This window comes from Cryobacterium sp. SO2 (assembly GCF_026151165.2).
Taxonomy (GTDB): domain Bacteria; phylum Actinomycetota; class Actinomycetes; order Actinomycetales; family Microbacteriaceae; genus Cryobacterium.
The window spans coordinates 1,257,748-1,276,913 of record NZ_CP117849.1 but is presented as its reverse complement, the minus strand read 5'-3'; the positions used below and the strand labels follow the sequence as shown (position 1 = coordinate 1,276,913).

At 68.9% G+C, this 19,166-nt stretch carries 16 protein-coding genes; 4 read left to right on the top strand and 12 right to left on the bottom strand.

Annotation, left to right across the window (positions count from 1 at the left end; all coding sequences use genetic code 11):
* Positions 1–23 precede the first annotated feature (23 nt).
* Together BJQ94_RS05860 and BJQ94_RS05855 are read left to right on the top strand one after the other, a co-directional pair.
* A complete protein-coding gene (locus BJQ94_RS05860) occupies positions 24–812 on the top strand; it encodes a 3-oxoacyl-ACP reductase (RefSeq protein ID WP_265397724.1) in 789 nt (262 codons plus the stop codon).
* Between the two features lie 63 nt (positions 813–875).
* The gene (locus BJQ94_RS05855) at positions 876–1,679 is read left to right on the top strand and encodes an FCD domain-containing protein (protein WP_265397723.1); all 804 of its coding nucleotides are present in this window, start codon (positions 876–878) and stop codon (positions 1,677–1,679) included.
* 31 nt (positions 1,680–1,710) lie between these two features.
* Here BJQ94_RS05855 and BJQ94_RS05850 read toward each other — a convergent pair whose 3' ends face one another.
* Positions 1,711–3,132, bottom strand: coding sequence for an NCS2 family permease (locus BJQ94_RS05850; protein ID WP_265397750.1), 1,422 nt, complete (start codon positions 3,130–3,132; stop codon positions 1,711–1,713).
* Positions 3,133–3,337: 205 nt separating this feature from the next.
* Complete coding sequence (locus BJQ94_RS05845) at positions 3,338–4,969, bottom strand: carboxylesterase/lipase family protein (protein ID WP_265397722.1); 1,632 nt, start codon at positions 4,967–4,969, stop codon at positions 3,338–3,340.
* 124 nt (positions 4,970–5,093) lie between these two features.
* Here BJQ94_RS05845 and BJQ94_RS05840 point away from each other — a divergent pair, with 124 nt between their 5' ends.
* The gene (locus BJQ94_RS05840; RefSeq protein WP_265397721.1) at positions 5,094–6,368 is read left to right on the top strand and encodes a solute carrier family 23 protein; all 1,275 of its coding nucleotides are present in this window, start codon (positions 5,094–5,096) and stop codon (positions 6,366–6,368) included.
* Between the two features lie 353 nt (positions 6,369–6,721).
* Here BJQ94_RS05840 and BJQ94_RS05835 read toward each other — a convergent pair whose 3' ends face one another.
* The 3 genes from BJQ94_RS05835 to BJQ94_RS05825 form a co-directional block, all read right to left on the bottom strand.
* Positions 6,722–7,054, bottom strand: coding sequence for a peptidase (locus BJQ94_RS05835; protein WP_265397720.1), 333 nt, complete (start codon positions 7,052–7,054; stop codon positions 6,722–6,724).
* Entirely contained in the window at positions 7,051–8,244 is a 1,194-nt protein-coding gene (locus BJQ94_RS05830) for an inorganic phosphate transporter (RefSeq protein ID WP_265397719.1), read from the bottom strand. The genes BJQ94_RS05835 and BJQ94_RS05830 overlap by 4 nt, the downstream gene beginning before the upstream one ends.
* A gap of 177 nt (positions 8,245–8,421) precedes the next feature.
* Positions 8,422–8,898, bottom strand: coding sequence for an 8-oxo-dGTP diphosphatase (locus BJQ94_RS05825; RefSeq protein ID WP_265397718.1), 477 nt, complete (start codon positions 8,896–8,898; stop codon positions 8,422–8,424).
* 72 nt (positions 8,899–8,970) lie between these two features.
* Here BJQ94_RS05825 and BJQ94_RS05820 point away from each other — a divergent pair, with 72 nt between their 5' ends.
* Positions 8,971–9,234: a mycoredoxin gene (locus BJQ94_RS05820; RefSeq protein ID WP_088455649.1), complete on the top strand. Its 264-nt coding sequence runs from the start codon at positions 8,971–8,973 to the stop codon at positions 9,232–9,234.
* Positions 9,235–9,341: 107 nt separating this feature from the next.
* Here the strand turns inward: BJQ94_RS05820 and BJQ94_RS05815 are convergent, their stop codons facing one another.
* The 7 genes from BJQ94_RS05815 to BJQ94_RS05785 all read right to left on the bottom strand — a co-directional run bounded on the left by BJQ94_RS05815 (position 9,342) and on the right by BJQ94_RS05785 (position 19,113).
* Positions 9,342–10,370 carry a 6-phosphofructokinase gene (locus BJQ94_RS05815; RefSeq protein WP_265397717.1) on the bottom strand — a complete coding sequence of 343 codons (1,029 nt, stop codon included), beginning with the start codon at positions 10,368–10,370 and terminating at the stop codon, positions 9,342–9,344.
* A gap of 130 nt (positions 10,371–10,500) precedes the next feature.
* Positions 10,501–12,675, bottom strand: coding sequence for a DEAD/DEAH box helicase (locus tag BJQ94_RS05810; protein WP_265397716.1), 2,175 nt, complete (start codon positions 12,673–12,675; stop codon positions 10,501–10,503).
* Between the two features lie 210 nt (positions 12,676–12,885).
* Positions 12,886–13,224, bottom strand: a complete 339-nt coding sequence (locus BJQ94_RS05805; protein ID WP_265397715.1) for a DUF6804 family protein — start codon at positions 13,222–13,224, stop codon at positions 12,886–12,888.
* Positions 13,224–15,137: a DUF2207 domain-containing protein gene (locus BJQ94_RS05800; RefSeq protein ID WP_265397714.1), complete on the bottom strand. Its 1,914-nt coding sequence runs from the start codon at positions 15,135–15,137 to the stop codon at positions 13,224–13,226. The genes BJQ94_RS05805 and BJQ94_RS05800 overlap by 1 nt, the downstream gene beginning before the upstream one ends.
* 67 nt (positions 15,138–15,204) lie before the next feature.
* Entirely contained in the window at positions 15,205–15,762 is a 558-nt protein-coding gene (locus BJQ94_RS05795) for a GDSL-type esterase/lipase family protein (RefSeq protein ID WP_265397713.1), read from the bottom strand.
* A 91-nt stretch (positions 15,763–15,853) separates the two neighbouring features.
* Positions 15,854–17,455 carry an HNH endonuclease signature motif containing protein gene (locus BJQ94_RS05790; RefSeq protein ID WP_275875567.1) on the bottom strand — a complete coding sequence of 534 codons (1,602 nt, stop codon included), beginning with the start codon at positions 17,453–17,455 and terminating at the stop codon, positions 15,854–15,856.
* Positions 17,456–17,556: 101 nt separating this feature from the next.
* Complete coding sequence (locus BJQ94_RS05785) at positions 17,557–19,113, bottom strand: SDR family oxidoreductase (RefSeq protein WP_265398575.1); 1,557 nt, start codon at positions 19,111–19,113, stop codon at positions 17,557–17,559.
* Positions 19,114–19,166 lie beyond the last annotated feature (53 nt).

The window sequence follows — 19,166 nt, the reverse complement described above, 5'->3', positions numbered from 1 at the left end:
CGCCCCCGCCCCAAGGAGTAGTCATGAGCATCACCCCGATCAACCTCACCCAGCGCCTGGCCGGCAAGGTCGCCGTGATCACCGGCGGCGCGAGCGGGATCGGACTGGCCACCGCGAAACGGTTCGCCGCCGAGGGCGCCACCGTCGTGATCGGCGACGTCGACGAAACCACCGGAACGGCCGCGGCCGAGCTGGTGGGGGGCCTCTTCGTGCAGGTCGACGTGACCGACGAAGACCAGGTGAACACCCTCTTCGACACCGCGGCCGCCACCTACGGCTCCGTGGACATCGCCTTCAACAACGCCGGCATCTCCCCACCCGACGACGACTCCATCGAGACCACCGAGCTGCCCGCCTGGAACAAGGTGCAGGATGTGAACCTCAAGTCGGTGTACCTGTGCTGCCGGGCCGCGCTGCGGCACATGGTGGCCCAGGGCAGCGGGTCGATCATCAACACCGCGTCGTTCGTGGCGGTGCTCGGCTCGGCCACCAGCCAGATCTCCTACACGGCGTCGAAGGGCGGCGTGCTCGCGATGAGCCGCGAGCTGGGCGTGCAATTCGCCCGGCAGGGCATCAGGGTCAACGCGCTCTGCCCCGGCCCGGTGAACACCCCCCTGCTGCAGGAGCTCTTCGCCAAGGACCAGGCCAGGGCCGCCCGCCGCCTTATCCACATCCCGGTGGGCCGGTTCGCCGAACCCGAAGAACTCGCCGCGGCCGTCGCCTTCCTGGCCAGCGACGATGCCTCCTTCATCACCGGCTCCACCTTCCTCGTCGACGGCGGCATCAGCTCGGCGTACGTGACGCCGGAGTAGGTGCGCGGAGAGGCCGGCGGGCAGGACCGGGCGGAGTGACCCGACGGGCAGAATAGGTAGACCATGATCCAGCAGGGAAACGACACCGAACCGGCCGGCACCGAATCCGCGGGCACCGACCCGACGGGCACCGAACCGGTCGGCGGCATCCGGTCTGAGCTGCTGCTTCGACCCGTGCACGGCGGCAACGCGTTCGAGGAGACCGTGCAGCGTCTGCTGCAGACCGTGCGGCTGGGCCTGATCGCTCCGGGCGAGCGGCTGCCCGCCGAACGTGATCTCGCCGGCATGCTCGCCGTGAGCCGGGACACCCTGCGCGACGCCCTCGCGTCGCTGGGCGAGGCGGGCTACCTGGTGTCCCGCCGCGGCCGCTACGGCGGCACCTTCGTGGTCGACGAGTTACCGACCCCGGCGCCGGGCCCCGGCGGCGAACCGCTGGCCCAGCGGCGGTTCACTCCGGCGGAGATCGACGACGCCCTGATCCTGCGCGAGGTACTCGAGGTGGGCGCCGCCAGGCAGGCCGCTGCCCGACCGCTCTCCCCGGCCGACCGGGACGCCCTGTGGACCAGCCTGGGCGACTCCATCGCCGCCACCGACGAGGACTACCGCCGGCTCGATTCTCGGCTGCACCTCACCATCGGCGAGCTCGCCGGCTCGAGCTCGCTCGTGCCGCTGCTCGCCGAGGTGCGCATGCGGGCCAACGAACTGCTCGACGGCATCCCCTCGCTCGGCCCCAACATCGCGCACTCCAACCATCAGCACGAACAGATCGTGATGGCGATCCTCACCGGCAACCCGGATGCGGCGGCGCAGGCCATGGCCGAGCACCTCGCCGGTACCGCGCTACTCTTGCGCGGTTTCCTGGAGTAGAGCACCCGGGCGGTCGGCCGCGCGCATCCGGTTAGACGCCGAACAAGACCTCGATGGGGCCGCGCACGAAGAAGACCAGGAAGCCGGCCGCGACGATCCAGAGCAGCGGGCTGATCTCGCGGGCCTTGCCGGAGAGCGAGCGCACGATGACCCAGCTGATGAAGCCGGCGCCGATGCCGTTGGCGATGGAGTAGCTCAGCGGCATCACGATGATGGTGAGGAACACCGGCAGCACGATGGAGAAGTCGCTGAAGTCGATGAACCGGATCTGCGACACCATCATGGCGCCCACGATCACGAGGGCGGCGGCGGCCACCTCGAGCGGCACGATCTGGGTGAGCGGCGTGAAGAACATCGCCGCGAGGAACAGCAGACCCGTGACGACGTTGGCGAAGCCGGTGCGGGCGCCCTCGCCGATACCGGCGCCGGACTCGATGAACACGGTGTTCGACGACGAGGAGGTGGCGCCACCGACGACGGCGCCGACACCCTCGACGATCAGCGCGGACTTGAGGCGGGGGAAGTTGCCGTTCTTGTCGGAGACGCCGGCCTCGTTGGAGAGGCCGGTCATGGTGCCCATGGCGTCGAAGAAGTTCGTGAACACGAGCGTGAAGACGAGCATCACGGCCGCGAGCACGCCGATGCGTTCGAACGCGCCGAAGCTCACCTGCCCGACGAGGGAGAGGTCGGGCAGTGCGACGAAGCTCGTGGGCAGCACGGGGGCGTTGAGGTTCCAGCCGGCCGGGTTGGTGCCCAGCGACGGGCCGACCTTGAAGATCGCCTCGAGGATGACGGCGAGCACCGTGGTGCCGACGATGCCGATGAGCAGGGCGCCCTTGACCTTGCGGGCCACGAGCACGCCGATGAGCAGCAGGCCGATCACGAAGACGGCGGTGGGCAGGCTGGCGACGGAGCCGGACTCGCCGAGCTGCACGGGCGGCGAGGCGACGCCGCTGGCGCGCACGAAACCGGAGTCGACCAGACCGATGAACGCGATGAACAGGCCGATGCCCACGGTGATGGCGATCTTGAGCTGACGCGGCACGGCGGTGAAGATCATCTCGCGCAGGCCGGTGGAGGCCAGAAGCACGATGATGAGGCCGTTGATGACGACCAGGCCCATGGCCTCGGGCCAGGTGACCTGCCCCACAACGCTCACGGCGAGGAAGGAGTTGATGCCGAGCCCGGCGGCGAAGCCGAACGGCAGGCGGGCGATGACACCGAAGAGGATCGTCATGACGCCGGCGGTGAGCGCGGTGACCGCGGCGACCTGGCCGTTGGGCAGCCAGTTGCCGGCCACGTCGACGGCGGCCTGGTCGGCGCTGAAGCCACCGAGGATGAGCGGGTTGAGGATGACGATGTAGGCCATCGTGACGAAAGTCACCAGGCCTCCGCGCACCTCTCGGCCCCAGGTGGAACCGCGGCGGGTGATCTCGAAGTAGCGGTCGAGCACCGACCTCGTGCCGCGACCTGTCGGCTCCGACGGCGAGGCAGGCGCCGTCCCCGTCGTGGCGCCTGTCGTGGCGGGTGCTGCAGCGGCGGTGGACTCGTGCTCTGATACGGAAATGATGCTCTCCAAGTCGACGTTCGGCCGGCGCGCCAAACGCCTCAGTCTACGACGCGGCGCGCGGTCGTGGAAATCGGCCCAACCCGCGTGGTCAAACGTGCGGCACGAACTTGCCCCACGCGACCCGGCGTTCGGCGTGCGGATCAGACTCCACCCGGTCCCTGGTGTCGATGATGAGCGTCAAACGCTCGGTCTCGGTGTACTCCGGCCAGCCGTCCCCTGGAGTGCCCGTGGCGGCGAAGGCCAGCCACCAGCCCTGCATGCGCGCACCGATGGCCTTGAAGGCCCGTCGGCCGCCCAGCACGGTCATGCCGCGCCCGAACCAGCCGTCGAGCCTGTCGAAGAGCGGGAACAGCTCCAGCCCGTGGGTGGCGTCCAGGCCCATCCGTCGCAGCAATCGGGGCGCGGCGTCGAACCGGTAGAAGTGCACGGGAGCGTACCGGGAGTGCCGCTCCCCCACCTTGACGCTGGGGTACCAGAACGAGTAATCGCCGCCGAAGTCGAGCGCGGCCCGCGGCGCGGGGATACCGGGGTACTGGGCCTTGAGCGCCTTCCTGGCCTTCTTCTTGGTGTTCGCGAAGACCGCCCGCATGCGCGGCGGCGTCGACGCGAGGATGTCGATGCGCCCGCTGAACAGGGAGCCCTCCCGCTCGTTGGTGCCGATGATCAGCGGGATGCGGGCGGCCCGGCCGTCCCGGAACGCGTCGAGGGGCCGTTCGGGCAAGAAATCGCCGTCGATCACGGGACAGAGCGGGATCGTGCCGGGGTACTGGTCGGGCGAGCGCACAGTGAGGGTGGTGGTGGCACCGGCGAGGCGGGCTGGGTCGGCGTCGAGCAACAGCCGCACGGCCTCGGCGTCGGTGAGGCCAGAGCTCACCGGCGGCTCGACCGGGTGGTTTGCCAGCTGCGCGGCGGGATGCACGGGCGCCGCCCCGGTTTCCGGGGCGCCGAGGGTCTGTTCGGCGAGGATACCCACAAACGTCGCCGCCCACTCGGCTGTGAGCGCCGGCGGGTAGACGGCGTTCGGCGGGGAGCTCTGGGCGATGGCCCGCTGGAACAGCCCACCGGCCGCCGGTACGGTCATCAGCGTCGTCACGGCATTGCCGCCGGCCGATTCGCCGAACAGGGTCACCGCATCCGGGTCGCCGCCGAAGGCACGGATGTTGGCGCGCACCCAGGCCAGCGCCGCAACCTGGTCGCGCAGGCCCAGGTTGCTCTCGAATGGACGCTCCGGCGTGGAGTAGCGGCTGAAGTCGAGGTAGCCGAGCGCACCCAACCGGTAGTTGAGCCCCACATAGATGATGCCGCCGCGACGCACGAGGCCCTCGCCCTGGCGGGGGTTCTCCCTGGACGAGCCCACACTGTATGCGCCGCCGTGCACGAACACCATCACCGGGCAGAGCGCCCCGTCGTCGCTCGGCCGGTCGGGCGCGATCACGTTGAGATTGAGGCAGTCCTCGCTTTGCGGGATGCGCGGGTGCGCACCGATGAACTGGCCCTTGTGGCTCTGCGTGGCCACCGGGCCGAACCCGGCGGCATCGCGCACGCCCCGCCAGGGTTCCGGCGGCACGGGGGCGCGGAACCGCAGCGGGCCCACCGGCGCTGCCGCATACGGGATGCCACGCCAGGCGCGGATGCCGCGCTCACGGACGCCGCGCACGAGCCCGCCGGACACCCTGACCTCGAGCGGATCGAGGGCGCGGGTGCCGGTGTCCGAAGTCATGGGGTGATCCTAATCCCGTACGCTGACGCCCGGGCAAACTGGGTGGCCCGCTCGACGGGCCACTACGCTCAGCTAGGGCCTCGCCGGCACACGGCCGGCCGGATCCCACAGAAACGAGACACGAATGGCACTGCCCTGGACCCTGCACGGCGACGGTAAGACTGTCGGCGCGACCGACGTCGTGGCCCCGGGCGAACGCCTCAACTGGCCCATCACCATCGGCATCGGTGCCCAGCACGTGGTGGCCATGTTCGGCGCCACCTTCCTGGTGCCGCTGATCACCGGCTTCCCGCCGAGCACCACCATCCTGTTCTCCGGCATCGGCACGATCCTGTTCCTGCTGATCACCCGCAACAAGCTGCCCTCTTACCTGGGTTCGTCGTTCGCATTCATCGCCCCGATCACCGCCGCGGTCGCCACCGCGGGCATGGGCAGCGCCCTGTTCGGCATCCTGGCCGTCGGCGTATTGCTCGCCGTGGTCGGCGGCATCGTGCAGGTCACCGGGGCCGGCTGGATCGACGCGCTGATGCCGCCCGTCGTGTCCGGCGCGATCGTGGCCCTGATCGGTTTCAACCTGGCGCCGGTGGCCAAGGCCAACTTCACCGTGGCGCCGCTGACCGCCGTGATCACGCTCGCCGCCGTCATCCTGTCCACTGTCGTGTTCCGCGGCATCCTGGGCCGGTTGTCGATCTTCCTCGGCGTGATCGTCGGCTACCTGGCAGCGCTCATGCAGGGCCAGATCGACTTCAGCGCCGTCGGTGACGCCGCCTGGGTGGGCCTGCCGCCGCTCACCCTGCCGACCAACCCGTTCGAGAACCCGGCCGTCTGGGCCATCCTGCCCGCCTTCCTGCCCGTGGTGCTGGTGCTCATCGCCGAGAACGTCGGCCACATCCGCGGCGTCGCCCAGATGACCGACAGCTCGGTGAACAAGCTCACCGGGCGGGCGCTGCTCGCCGACGGCCTGGCCACCGTCATCGCCGGCTTCGGCGGCGGCTCCGGCACCACCACCTACGGCGAGAACATCGGGGTGATGGCCGCCACCCGTATCTACTCGACGGCCGCCTACTGGGTGGCCGGCATCGTGGCCGTGCTCCTGGGCCTCTCCCCCAAGGTGGGCGCCGTCATCAGCACCATCCCGGCGGGCGTGCTCGGCGGGGTCACCACGGCCCTGTACGGGCTCATCGGCATCATCGGTGTGAAGATCTGGCTCGACAACAAGGTGGACTTCAGCAAGCCGGTCAACCAGTTCACCGCCGCGACGGCACTCATCATCGGTATCGCCGACTACACCTTCAGCGCCGGCACCCTCACCTTCAACGGCATCGCGCTGGGCACAGTCGCCGCCATCGTGATCTACCACCTGATGACCTGGGTAGGCCGGGTACGCCGCACGGCCTAGCCAAACCGTCCCGCGAGCCGTGAGTTAAGCCCCAACCCGACGCACTTTTCGGGGCCAAACTCACGGCTCGCGGGCTTCGCGCGCCGGCTCGCGGGATGCGCACGCCCCGGGCACACGCGACACCCACCTCACCCTGTGGCCACGTCTCGTGGCACGTGGGGGGCGCTCAGCGCACCGTGTGTGCCCCTCCCGGGACGGTCAGCGCACCCGGCAGGCCCTCGAGGGGCGCTCAGCGCACCCGAGAACTCCCCCGGTGGGTCCCAGCACGCGCCCCCACATCCGCGAGCCGTGAGTTAAGCCCCAACCCGACTCGGGTTTTGGGGCTTTACTCACGGCTCGCGGGAGGGTGCGGGTTACTTGTGCAGGGCGGGAACGATCAGGTAGACGCCGTAGAGCACGATCAGGCCGCAGAGGGCGAAGCACAGGTAGCCGGCGTACTGAGCGACGCGCTTCTGGCCGGCCGTGAGCGGGTTGGCCTTGCGTGCCTTGCGGGCCCGCTTGGCGTCTTTCGCGGCCCGGGCCGGTGACAGCACGGTGATGGCGCCGGTGAACTCGGCGGGTTCGACGGTGGGGATGCGCCCGGCCGTTGTGAGCAGGCGCAGGCCCAGCGAGTACAGCGACACGACGATCGCCGACGACACCAGCGAGGCGGCGGCGACAACGAGGAAAGCGGCCCAGTCGATCACAGTGCAACCTTCTGTCGGTCCTTGCGGGACGGCTTGCGGGGCGTCTTCTTGATCTTCACGACGTGGCCCGCGTCATCGATGTCGTGCAGCATGTTGTCGTGCGAGATGCGGTCGCGCTTGGACCAACGGAAGAGCACGTAGACCACGATCGTGCCGATCACGACGTCGAGCACGATGCCGATCGGGCCGAGCAACGCCAGGCCGGCCGCGAATGCGCCCATGATGGCGGATGCGGGGAGCGTGAGCAGCCAGCCGAGGGCGATCTGGCCGGCCATGCCCCACCGCACGGTGGAGCCACGACGGCCCAGGCCGGAGCCGATGACCGAGCCGGACGCCACCTGGGTGGTCGAGAGGGCGAAGCCGAGGTGGCTGGACGCCAGGATGGTGGCGGCGGTGCTGGTCTCGGCCGCGAAGCCTTGGGCGGGCTTGATCTCGGTGAGGCCTCTGCCCATGGTGAGGATGATGCGCCAGCCGCCGGTGTACGTGCCGATCGCGATGGCCAGGGCGCAGCAGGCGATCACCCAGAACTGGGGACCGGTTCCCACGGCCTGGTAGCCACCGGCGATGAGGGTGAGCGTGATCACGCCCATGGTCTTCTGGGCGTCGTTGGTGCCGTGCGAGAGGGCCACGAGCGACGAGGAGAAGATCTGCGCATAACGGAAGCCGCCACGGCCATCCGGCTTGCCGACGTCGCGGCGGGTGATGGCATAGGCGATACGGGTGGCGATGAACGCGACGATGCCGACGGTGATCGGGGCGATCAACGCGGGCAGGATCACCTTGGCGACCACGACGTCGAAGGCCACGGCCTGCGCGCCGACACCGATCACCGTGGCGCCGATCAGGCCGCCGAAGAGTGCGTGGCTGGAGCTGGACGGGAGTCCCCGCAGCCAGGTGATGAGGTTCCAGACGATGGCGCCGATCAGGCCGGCGAAGATGAGCTCCGGCGTGATCTGGATGCCGCCTTCGCCCTCCTTGATGATGCCGCCGGAGACGGTCTTGGCCACCTCGGTGGAGAGGAACGCGCCCACGAGGTTGAGCACGGCCGCGATGCCGACGGCCACCTTGGGCTTCATGGCCCCGGTGGCGATCGGCGTGGCCATGGCGTTGGCCGTGTCATGGAACCCGTTGGTGAAGTCGAAGATGAGTGCCAGTGCGATGACCAGCGCGACGATAAGGGTGAAATCCACCGGCGTCTTTCCTTGTGACTCGTCCCGGACCGCGTCTGGACGAGTGGCCCGGCACGCCAAGAGAATTGGCTGGCTCGAAACCGGGCCTCGTTGATCCTGACAGCCTCAGGCGGGCAGGTCAATTCAGGAGGTGTTCAGCAGCCGTCTTCATAACGTTCAGCAACCGTGTTGCCAGATTCAGTCACGGGCCACGACGGTGGCCAGATCCGCACCGAAGGTGAAGGTGGCCTCAACGGGGATGCCGGCCAGCACCCCCGGAAGCCAGTGCCTGGCGTCGTCCCACATTTCGTCGACGGGCAGCTCGGCGATGCTGAACCACACCGGGTTCAGTTCGTCAGACTCCCGCGGGATGCCGGTGAACCTGTCGGTGACGAAGACGTTCGAGCGCTGACTCCAGGCCGGCCGGTGCGGGAACAGATAGGTGAGCACACCCATCGGGGTGAGCGCATCCGCGAGCACGGTCAGGCCGGATTCTTCCTCGACCTCACGCACCGCGGCGTCGACGGGCGACTCCCCCGGCTCGAGCTTGCCGCCGAGGCCCACGATATTGCCCAGGCCCAGCCCCTTCTTCTTGCGTCCTAGCAGCACCTGGCGGTCGCCGGTCTCGGACAGGCGGGTGAGGTAGCACACGCACACCTGGGGCAGCTGGATCATGGCTTCATCGTAGCGAGCGGCCCAGCTGGCGGCCGCAAGCGTTTTCCCCGATTCCTCGGTTACGCTGTATGCATGGATTTTGTGCCTGAGACCGGAACTATCACGATGTTCACCACCACCTGGTGCGGCTACTGCTCGCGCCTGAAGAGCCAGCTCGACAAGGTTGGCATCGGTTACACCGAGGTGAACGTCGAGGAGGTCGACGGCACCTCCGAGCTCGTGATGAGCCTCAACGGCGGCAACCGCACCGTGCCCACCGTGCTCTTCCCGGATGGCTCGGCCGCGACGAACCCGTCGCTCGCGCAGGTGCAGGCCAAGCTCGCGCCCGCAGCCTGACCGTCGACTGACGATAAGGCTCCACTGACAACAAGAACTGCCCGCGACAACAAGAACTGCCCGGCCGACATCAGTCGCCCGGGCAGTCTGCGTTCGTGCTGCGGGGTTTAGCCGAACAGCACTGCGGCTTCGTCGTAGCGCGCCTGAGTGACCCGGTTGAGGTCCATGGTGGCGTCGGCGATGCTGACGGTGTGGATGTCGGTGCCCTTGAGCGAGACCATGGATCCCCACTTGCCGTCGACGACAGCGTCGACCGCTGCCATGCCGAGGCGGGTGGCGAGCACCCGGTCGTAGGCCGACGGGGCGCCACCGCGCTGGGTGTGGCCGAGGACCGTCGCGCGGGCCTCGATGCCGGTGCGCTCTTCGACCATGGGGGCGATGAGTTCGCTGATGCCGCCGAGGCGGGGACGGTTGAACGCGTCCAGGCCCTTGTGCGAGTGGGCCTCGCCCATTTCGGCGAGCAGGAAGCCTTCGGAGACGACGAGGACCGGGGCGCGGCCGCGGTCGCGGACGCTCTCGACCCAGGCACAGATCTGTTCGATGGTCTGCGGCTGCTCGGGGATGAGGATGGCGTGTGCGCCGCCGGCCATGCCGGAGTGCAGGGCGATCCAGCCCACGTGGCGGCCCATGACCTCGACGATCATGCACCGGCCGTGGGAGTCCGCCGTGGTGCGCAGCCGGTCGATGGCCTCTGTGGCGATCTCGACGGCGGTGTTGAAGCCGAAGGAGTAGTCGGTGGCGGCGAGGTCGTTGTCGATGGTCTTCGGCACGCCGACGATCTTGAGGCCGGCATCCGTGAGGCGGCGGGCGGCCGTGAGGGTGCCCTCGCCACCGATGGCGATGATGGCGTCGATACCCTCAGCGTCCATGGTCTTCTGGATGTTCTCCGGTCCCGCGTTCTCGCCCTCGTAGGGGTTCGTGCGCGAGCTGCCGAGGATGGTGCCGCCCTGGCGCGACAGGCCACGAACGCTGTGCCGGTCGAGTTTCATGAACTCGCCCTGCACCAGTCCTCTCCAGCCGTTGCGGATGCCCACGAACTCGGAATCGTACGCGCGGCCTCCTTTGAGGACAGCACCCCGAATCACTGCGTTGAGGCCCGGGCAGTCTCCACCGCTGGTGAGGATACCGATCTTCATATCTGGCTACTCCTTAGTGCATGCATGTATATTTCGGCAGATTGCCCGTCCCCATCATGGTGGCGGGCTCATGCCTGGATCAAGTCAACACCGGCGGCGCTGCTCGGGGGTAGGGACTTCCGGCCCGGTGTTAAAGCTCTCCGTCGAGCGCCTGCGTGAGCACGAAGGCCAACGCGCTGGCTTGCACGGAATCGGCTGGCGACACCTCGTCGTCGGCGCCGTCGAGCGCGCGGGCCGCGAGGCCCTGCTTGCTGCCGATGAGTTCGGCAATGCGCGCGTCGATGGTGTGCGCGGCGATGATCCGCCACGCCGTCACCGGTTCGGACTGGCCGATGCGGTGCACCCTGTCGATGGCCTGCGTCTGCTCTGCCGCGGTCCAACTGAGTTCGGCGAGCACCACGTTGGATGCGGCCTGGAGGTTCACGCCGACGCCGGCGGCGGTGAGCGAACACACCACAACAGCGACCTCCGGGTCGGTGTTGAAGGAGTCGATCGCCGCCTGGCGGGCCAGGGCGCTCTGGTCGCCGCGCAGTGACACTGTGCGCAGGCCCCGCTTGGCGAAGATCTCCTCGGCGGCATCCATCACGTCGATGTGCTTGGCGAAGAAGACGACCTTGCCCACCGAGTGTGCGAGCTGTGCGGCGTAGTCCGCGGCGAGTCCGGCCTTGGCCTGGCCGATCTTGCGCACCATCGTGAAGACGTTCTCACCGGTGCTGGTGCCCTTGGACTCTTCGAGGTCGGCGTGGGCGACGGCGCGGATGTACGCGGTGCGTTCGTCGTCAGAAAGGACCGGGGCCTTCACGCCGGGGTGGCGGGCGGCCACGAGGGCGTTGTAGCGCTTGACCAGGCGGGCGCCGAGTTCGCGTTCGGCCTTCTGGATGGAGCGGCCGAGTTCGCTGTCGAGCTCGACTGGCAGGTCGGCGATGCGCTTGGCGGGCAGGTCGGCGGCCACGTCGACCTTGCGGCGGCGCACGATGCCCATGTCGATGACGGCCGAGCGGGCAGCGGCGTAGAAGCCCGCATCCGCAGGGGTGAGCCCGGTCTCCTCGAGGCGCTGCATGAGCTTGGCGGTGGGCTTGTCGCCGTCGATCCAGCCGAGGAACTGCCAGATGGCGCGGAAGTCGTCGACATCGTTGATCAGCGGGGTACCGGTGAGCGCCATCAGCAGCGGGTTGTTGCCCGGGGTGCGGCGGCGGATCTGGTCGGCGAGGCTGAGCACGTGCTTGGAGCGCTGCGACTGCAGGTTCTTGATGAAGTGGGCCTCATCGACGACCATGCCCTTGAAGCCGAGGGTGCCGAGCCAGGCGAGGTGCCGGTCGAGCACGTCGTAGTTGACCACGACAACGTCGGCGAAGGCGTCGAGGGTGTCGCCGTCGCCGTGGATGACGGTGGCGCGGCGGTGCGGGGTCCACAGTTCGACCTCGCGCACCCAGTTCATCTTCACGACGTTGGGCACGATCGCCAGCAGCGGGTAGGCGCCGGCCACGGATGCGGCGAGAAGGCTCTGCGCGGTCTTGCCGAGGCCGGGCTCGTCAGCGAGCAGGTAGCTGCGCTGGCCGAGGCGGGCGCTCTCGATGAAGCGGGCCTGGTGACGCATGAGTTCCATGCCGGGCGGGGAGAGCCTGTCGACGAGCGGCGCTTCCGGCAAGTCCATGCTGGCGGCTTGGCCGCCGGAGCCGTATTCGAAGGACTTGAAGAGCGGGCCGAGCAGTTCCCAGTTGGCGAGCCGGCGGGCGGAGGAGACCGGGGCGGCCTGAACGGCACTGAAGTCCGGCGCGAGGAACGGGTTCGCCAACTGGCGGGCCCGCACCGACTGTGGGATGACCTGGTTCTGCGGCACCTCTGGCTTGGCCTCGGGTTCGCGGGTGATGATGAGTTCGTCCGGGCTGAGGTCGGCGCCGGATTCCAGCAGCCAGTCCCGGCGGAACCGCTGCGCGACGGTGGAGACGCCGGCATCCGGTTCGAGCAGGGTGATCAGGCTGGTGTCGCGGGCGGCGGTCTTCGCAAGGATCTGGGCAATGCCGTCGAGGCGTTTGAGCAGTTCGGCGCGGTTCGCGTCGGTGAGTTCGCCGTCCGCCTTCACCCTGGCGCGTTCCTCGCGCATCAGCAGCGCGATGACCTGGTATTTGGTGCGGTTGGTGGGGCCGAGCTTGGCACCGCTCTGCGCCTTGGCCTCGACCTCGCGCACCTTGCGGGCGAGGATCGGGATGATGGGGGCGTCGTCGTCGCGGGAGCGCGGACGTTGACGTGTTCGACCGCTGCCGGCGCCAGCGCGGCCCGCTCCGTGGGGGCGGGTGTAGGCCATTTTTCTCCACTTCACACCAGCGCGTACAAACATGCGCGCTCGTCGTGTTCGCATCCGCAGGATGCCTTTGCGATCGATACGCCGAACCCCAGAATCGAGCAACGCGACGCCGCATCGGTCAGCTACGAATGCGCTGATCTCTGCGGGGCCACGGTCGAGACACCAACCGGGTTCTCCAGACGTGCTCTCAGTCTATGCCCGCACCCGGATTCATCGGTGCATCGGTACCGGGACCTTTGTCCGGATGCCGACGATGATGAAGACCAGGGCCGCGATGAATTGCGCGGACACCCAGCCCTGCCCGTGCAGCTCGATGACCACGATCGGGTTCCACAGCACGGCGATGGGCACCAGGCCGATGAGCCACCACCAGCTCTTCGCCTGGATGACGAACACGCAGATGATCAGGGCCAGGATGCTGACGACGTACCGGATGATCACGAAACTGTCCACGTCGAGCAGGGCCAGTCCGGCCAGCAGCGCGATGGCCCCGAGCAGGCCGGGGGCGAGCGCGGAGCGGGTGTAGGTGGGTTCTGCCGGGGTGCCCATCAGACGCCCCCTCCCCCGCCGCCGCCGCCGCCGCCGCCGACGGATCCACCGCCGCCTGACCCGGAACTGGACGAGCTCGACGCGCTCCCCGACCAGGCCGACGAGGTGGAGCTGGCGAACGCGGAAACGCCGGTCGCGAAGTAGACGGCGTTGAACGGTGCGCTGCCGACGTACCAGTCGGGCTGCTCGCGGGTGCCGGCGTAGTAGTCGCCGAGTACCTTCGACCACTGCTTCTCTTCACCGGTGAGCACCGCGAACGGCAACAGCCGTTCGTAGAGCTTGAGCACCTGCACGGGTTCCGTGGTCGCAACAGCGGTTCCGGCCTCCGGCCGGTAGGGCGTGCGCAGGGCGCCCTGGGGACTCTGCAGCACACGGAGCCGGTCGGCTTCGGCCAGCGAGATGTACACGATGACGCCCTTCAGGTAGTCGCGGAGTTCGGCGCCGCGAGCGGTGAGCGGTCGAACATCGCCGGTCACTGCAAGCGTAACAATGGCGCCGGCCAGTCCTGCCGCCAGGAACAGGGCCGGCCAGGCCCCGGCCACCTCGGTGGCGAACGCGACGATGCTCGCGACCACGGCGACGAGACCGGTGACGATGGCCGCGATCATCAACCACCGGCGCACCGCGCCGCCCTTCTTCTCCCGCAGCCCGTCGCCGAGCATCTGTTTGCGCGCATCCCTGCGCACCTTCTGCAGCGCCGTGCCCAGCGTGGTGCTCTTCTTCTTGAGGTCGCGCACAGCGCCGATCTTCTGGCGGGCCGAGAACAGGGCATCCAGCACCGCTCGTTCGGTGGGATCCAGGTTCGCCCGGGAGCGCAGCTCGAGAAGATAGTGGTTCTTGCCGTCGCCCTCGAGCACGCGCACGTTGCCGTTCACGGCGAATTGCAGGAACTGGGCGGTGAGGGCCTTGCCGGCGGCCCTGGCGCCGAGCACGTCGCCGGACTGCAGCAGGTTGGCGCCGGCCGGCGGCAGGTACTCGGGGATGATCGTGGGGCGGCCGGGCTGATTGCGCCACCGGGTACCGCGGACGACGACGCCGATCCCGGCCGTTGCCAGCGCGGCCAGCGCGGCGAGGAGCGCGATGGTGGGGAACGGATTGGCGGTGAACGAGTCGTCCCTGGGCACGAAGGTGCCCTCGTCGAACGCCACGGCCAGGGTGAGACCCTCGTGCGGTCCCAGGTCGTTCGCGCCGGCCTCGATGACCCACTCGTCGCCATCCGCAGCGCCGGCCAGGGTGTCGCAGGCCGCTCCGGATGTCGTGCCGCCCTGGTAACAGGCCGTCTGGCCGGTGAGCGCCGACACGAGTTCGGGTGCCACGTGCAGACTTGCCGACACGCTGCCGAACGGCTGGGCCCAGCCCGTGCCGTTCACCTCCCAGTAGAACTCCTGATCTGCCGCGTCGTCGGGGTAGAGGATGACATGCTGTTGGCTGTAGCTGATGACGTAGGTCTGGTCGCCGTGCACGAAGTCGTCGGCAGCGATGGTGACGCTGAGGAATTCGGCGTCGGTGTCATCGGTGATGGTCTCGGTCTCGAAGTCCCTGGCCGCGCCGGTCTCGTCGGTGACGCTGTCGATGGACAGGCCGGTCGGCTGACCGTCGTAGTGGGTGGGAATCTGTCGCCGGATTCCGTGGTTCTGGTCGGTCTCGGGAAACCGGGCGACGATCGTCTCGGTCGTGGCCAGGGTGGAGTGGCCCTCGTCGTCGCGGCCGAGTGTGTAGTCGGCGTGCAGGGAAACGAAGGTGAAGTCGTCGACGCCGGCCGGCAGGAGTCGGACGGAGGGCGCAGCCACAGTGGAGCCCTGCGCGGGCTGAGCCGTCGCCGCGGCGGCGCCTGCACCGCCGACACCGGCTACCCCGGCGAGCGTGAGAGCGGCGAAGGCGAGGCTGGCAATGAGACGAACGGGTCTGCGCATGCCTTCATGCTAGCCACCGCGGCGGGCGCAACCCGGATGTCTCGACCGGTTGTGCCTGCAAGACGGGTCAGGCCGGTTGGGTGCTGATGGGCAGGGTCTGCGGGCTCTCGAGCAGGTCGACGAGTGCCGGCCGCAGCTCGGAGAGCCAGACGACGTATCCGGCCTCGGTGAGATGGAGGCTGTCGGTGGACCATTCGGCGCTGAGTTTTCCCTCGGAATCGGCCAGGGCCGGCCAGAGGTCGAGGTAGTGGGCCTTCACCGTGGGCGCGAACTGGCGCACGTGGCAGTTGATCGTGCGGATCAGGGGCACGAATTCTTGCTCGCGTGGCGGCACCGATTGCACGAGCAACCGGGTGACGGGGAGTTTCTTGTGCAGGGTCCAGAGAATGGTCTCGATGTTGCGCACGATGTATTCGTCCGAGCGTTGCCAGCCGACGTCGTTTGTACCCACTTGCAAGACGACGGCGTCTGGGTCAGTCTCGGCGACGGAATCGAGCCGGGCGATGACCTCATCGGTCGTATCGCCGCTCACGCCGAGGTTGTGCACCTCGAATTCGGGGAACCTCTCATCCCAGCGTGCGCCCGCGCTCAGGCCGTCACCCACGAACACCACAACTCCAGCCATGTGCGACTCCTCACCGCTTGCCTTCCATGATGCGCTCACGGGTGGTCGCTGGCTAGGGTCCAAGCTGGCAACCTGCCCCCAGCGGGTGCCGCTACTCCCGCGGGTTCTGCTCCCGCTCGGGGGTGGCGGAGTGCGTGCCGTGAAGTTCGATGAGTACCTGGCCGGGGTCGACGGATGCCGGTGGCCGCAGCCAGTACCGGCCGTGATGCTCGAAGATCTGCCAGCCCTGGGCGTGCAGGAGGCGGTGGTGTGGTGGACAGAGCAGGATGCCCAGGCGGATGTCGGTATGGCCGTGGTCGCGGGCCCAGTGTTCGAGGTGGTGGGCTTCGGTGCGGGAGGGCGGCCGGTCGCACGTGCCCCACCTGCAGCCGCCGTCGCGCGCGGCCAGGGCCAGCCGTTGCGCCTGGCTGAAGATTCGCTCCTCCCGGCCCAGGTTCAGCGGCTGGCCGTCGGTGTCGAAGACGACCTCGACGGTGCCTGAGGTGCAGATCAATCGGTCGATGCTCTCCTTTGACACCGGTGCCGGGTTGCCTTCGATGTAGCCGTGGCCGGTGCCGTCGGGGATCGCCACGAGGATGTCGTCTGGTTCCGGCGCACTCGCTGCTACGGGTGCGGGCGCGGGGCGCCTGACGGGGCGCTGGTCGGGTTCAGTGGTCAGCACCCGCACGGCGGGGGTGCGGCCGCCGAGCATCCGGTTGGGGTTGACCTCGGTGCCGGCCTTGAGGAGGTCGATGAAGGTGTCGGCGGCGATCTGTTCGGTGCTGCGCGGGTCGTCCTGCACGGCCTTGGCCCACGCGGCCCGGTCCGGGTCGACGAACCTCACGCCGCCGCGGCGCGGGCCGGTGAGGCTGTCGTAGACCGCGATGATGAACTCGCCCTGCTCCGGTGGGAACAAACCGTGGATGTGCACCTGCCCGGACGGAGTCTTCCACACCCGCAGATACCGGTCGTCCCAGGCCTTCTGCTCCCGGATGGCGATGCCGGCCTCATCGAGCGAGTCCCGCATCCGCCGGGAGCGCTTGAGCAGCGCGTCCACGTTCATCCGCCGGGACTCCTCCAGGAGTGTGCGCACCGCGTCGGCGAGGGTCTGGCCGGTGACGACGGAATCGATGTCGCCCAGGCCGGTTCGGATCGCGTGCGCGGCCGCGACCGAGAGGGCCCCGGTGCTCACGGCGTCGGAGATCGGTGCGTGCCACGGCAGGGCCACCGGCTCCTCGAGCGACGTGAATTCATCGAACAGACCCGGCGCGATGGCCGATTCGTCCTCCGCCTGGGCCGCGCGCGCGGCCTGCGCTTCCTGCGCGGCCTCGGCATCGCCGAGCATCCGGCCCACGTCCACGAGCTTGCGGGCATCCTGTCGGGTTGACCCGGTCATCTCCTGAATCAGCTCATCCGGCGAGAGGAAGCCCTGCCGGGCCGCCAGTCCCTGCTGGCCCAGCTCCCGCCGGGACCGGTGCGCGAGGGTCTTCGCCAGCCACACCGACCGGGTCTCCACCAGGCCCCGCAACCGGGCCAAATCCCGTTGCCCGGCCAGCAGTTCCGCATCACTCAACGCGTCGTAATCTGCACTGCACGAACCCAATTCGTCGACCGCGGAAACCGCCGCCATCAGGGAATCCGCAGCCGGGACCGCACCGGGCCCGGTGCTGGAAAGCACCGGGTCGGAGGTGAAGGAATCTGCGATGGTGGGCATATATTGAGAATAACTCAACAACGAACGTTTGTCTGGGCAGAAACAAGGTTGTGCAGAACTTTTTTTTTGGGGGGGTGACAGCCCGCGCTGGCCGGGCCAGGTCAGCTGCGAGCAGCCTCGGCGGCAACGGCCTCGGCGGCGGCCACGACGGCATCCGCATCCGCGTCAACGGCGGCGGCCTCGGTCTCGGTCTCGGCGGCGGCCGTGATGCGGTTGGCCATGCCACTGAAGATCACCCCGTGGAATGGCAGGATCGAGAACCAGTACAGCCGGCCGCCGAGGCCGCGCGGGAAGAACACGGCGCGCTGGCGGTAGATCGAGCCGCCGTCGGCGGTGGGCTCCGCGCGCATCTCGAGCCAGGCGCGGCCTGGCACCCGCATCTCGGCGCGCAACCGCAGGAAACTTCCCCGGTCGATGCGTTCGACCCGCCAGAAGTCGAGCACGTCGCCGGTCTGCAGCCGGTCGGGGTGCCGGCGTCCGCGCCGGAGGCCCACTCCCCCGACGACCTTGTCCATCCAGCCGCGCACGGCCCAGGCCAGCGGGAAGGAGTACCAGCCGTTCTCGCCGCCGATGCTCTCGATGACCCGCCACAGGTCGGCCGGCTTGGCCGAGGTGCTCTTCTCCTTGATATCGGTGTAGACGAGGTGGCCGGCCCAGTCGGGGTCGCTGGGCAGCGGGTTGCTCGAGGCACCCTCTGTGGCCGCGTTCTGCCAGCTGGTCTCCACATCGCCGTCGCGCATGCGGCCCAGGGCCAGGCGCACGGCCCGGCGGTAGGTGGTGAGTCCGCCCTCGGGCGGCGGGATGACCGCGTCGATGTCGTGGTCGTGCATCACGCAGTCGTACTGCAGCGACGCGATGATCGGCACCGCGAGGCTGCGCGGGATCGGGGTGACGAGGTTAACCCACTGCGACGCGAGCCACGGGGTGAGCACCGGGAGCGGGGCGATGGGACGCTGGTGGAGCCCCGCCTCGACGGCGTATCCGTTCATCATCTGGCCGTAGCGCAGCACGTCGGGCCCGCCGATGTCGAAGGTGCGGTTCACCTCGGCCGGCAGGACCGCGGCGGCCACGAGGTAGTAGAGCACGTCGCGCACGGCGATCGGCTGGATGAAGTTGCGCACCCACCGGGGCGCCGGCATGTACGGCAGCACGTCGGTGAGGTGCCGGATCATCTCGAACGAGGTGGAACCCGAGCCGATGACGACGCCGGCCTGGAATGCCACTGTGGGCACGCCGGAGGCCAGCAGGATGCGTCCGACCTCGGCGCGCGAGCGCAGGTGCGGTGAGAGGGTGGGGCTGTCCGGGTGCAGACCGCCGAGGTAGACGATGCGGGACACCTGCGCCTCGGCCGCGGCGGCGGCCACGTTGCGCGCCGCGGTGCGCTCGGTCTGCTCGAAGTCGCCCGTTGCGCCCATCGAGTGCACGAGGTAGTAGAACACGTCGATGCCGGCGCTGGCGGCGGCGACCGAGGCCCGGTCGCCGAGGTCGCCCTCGACGATCTCCACGTCGTGCGCCCACGGCACGTCGAGCAGTTTCTGGGGCGAGCGCACCAGCACCCGCACCTCGTGGCCGGCCTCGAGCAGCTTGGGCACCAGGCGGCCGCCGATGTACCCGGTGGCGCCGGTGACCAGGATTCGGAGGGCAGTCGTGTCTGTCATTGCGTCAGCCTAGGGCCGGAGTCTGGGGTTGACCTGCGCATTCCGTGCCGTGC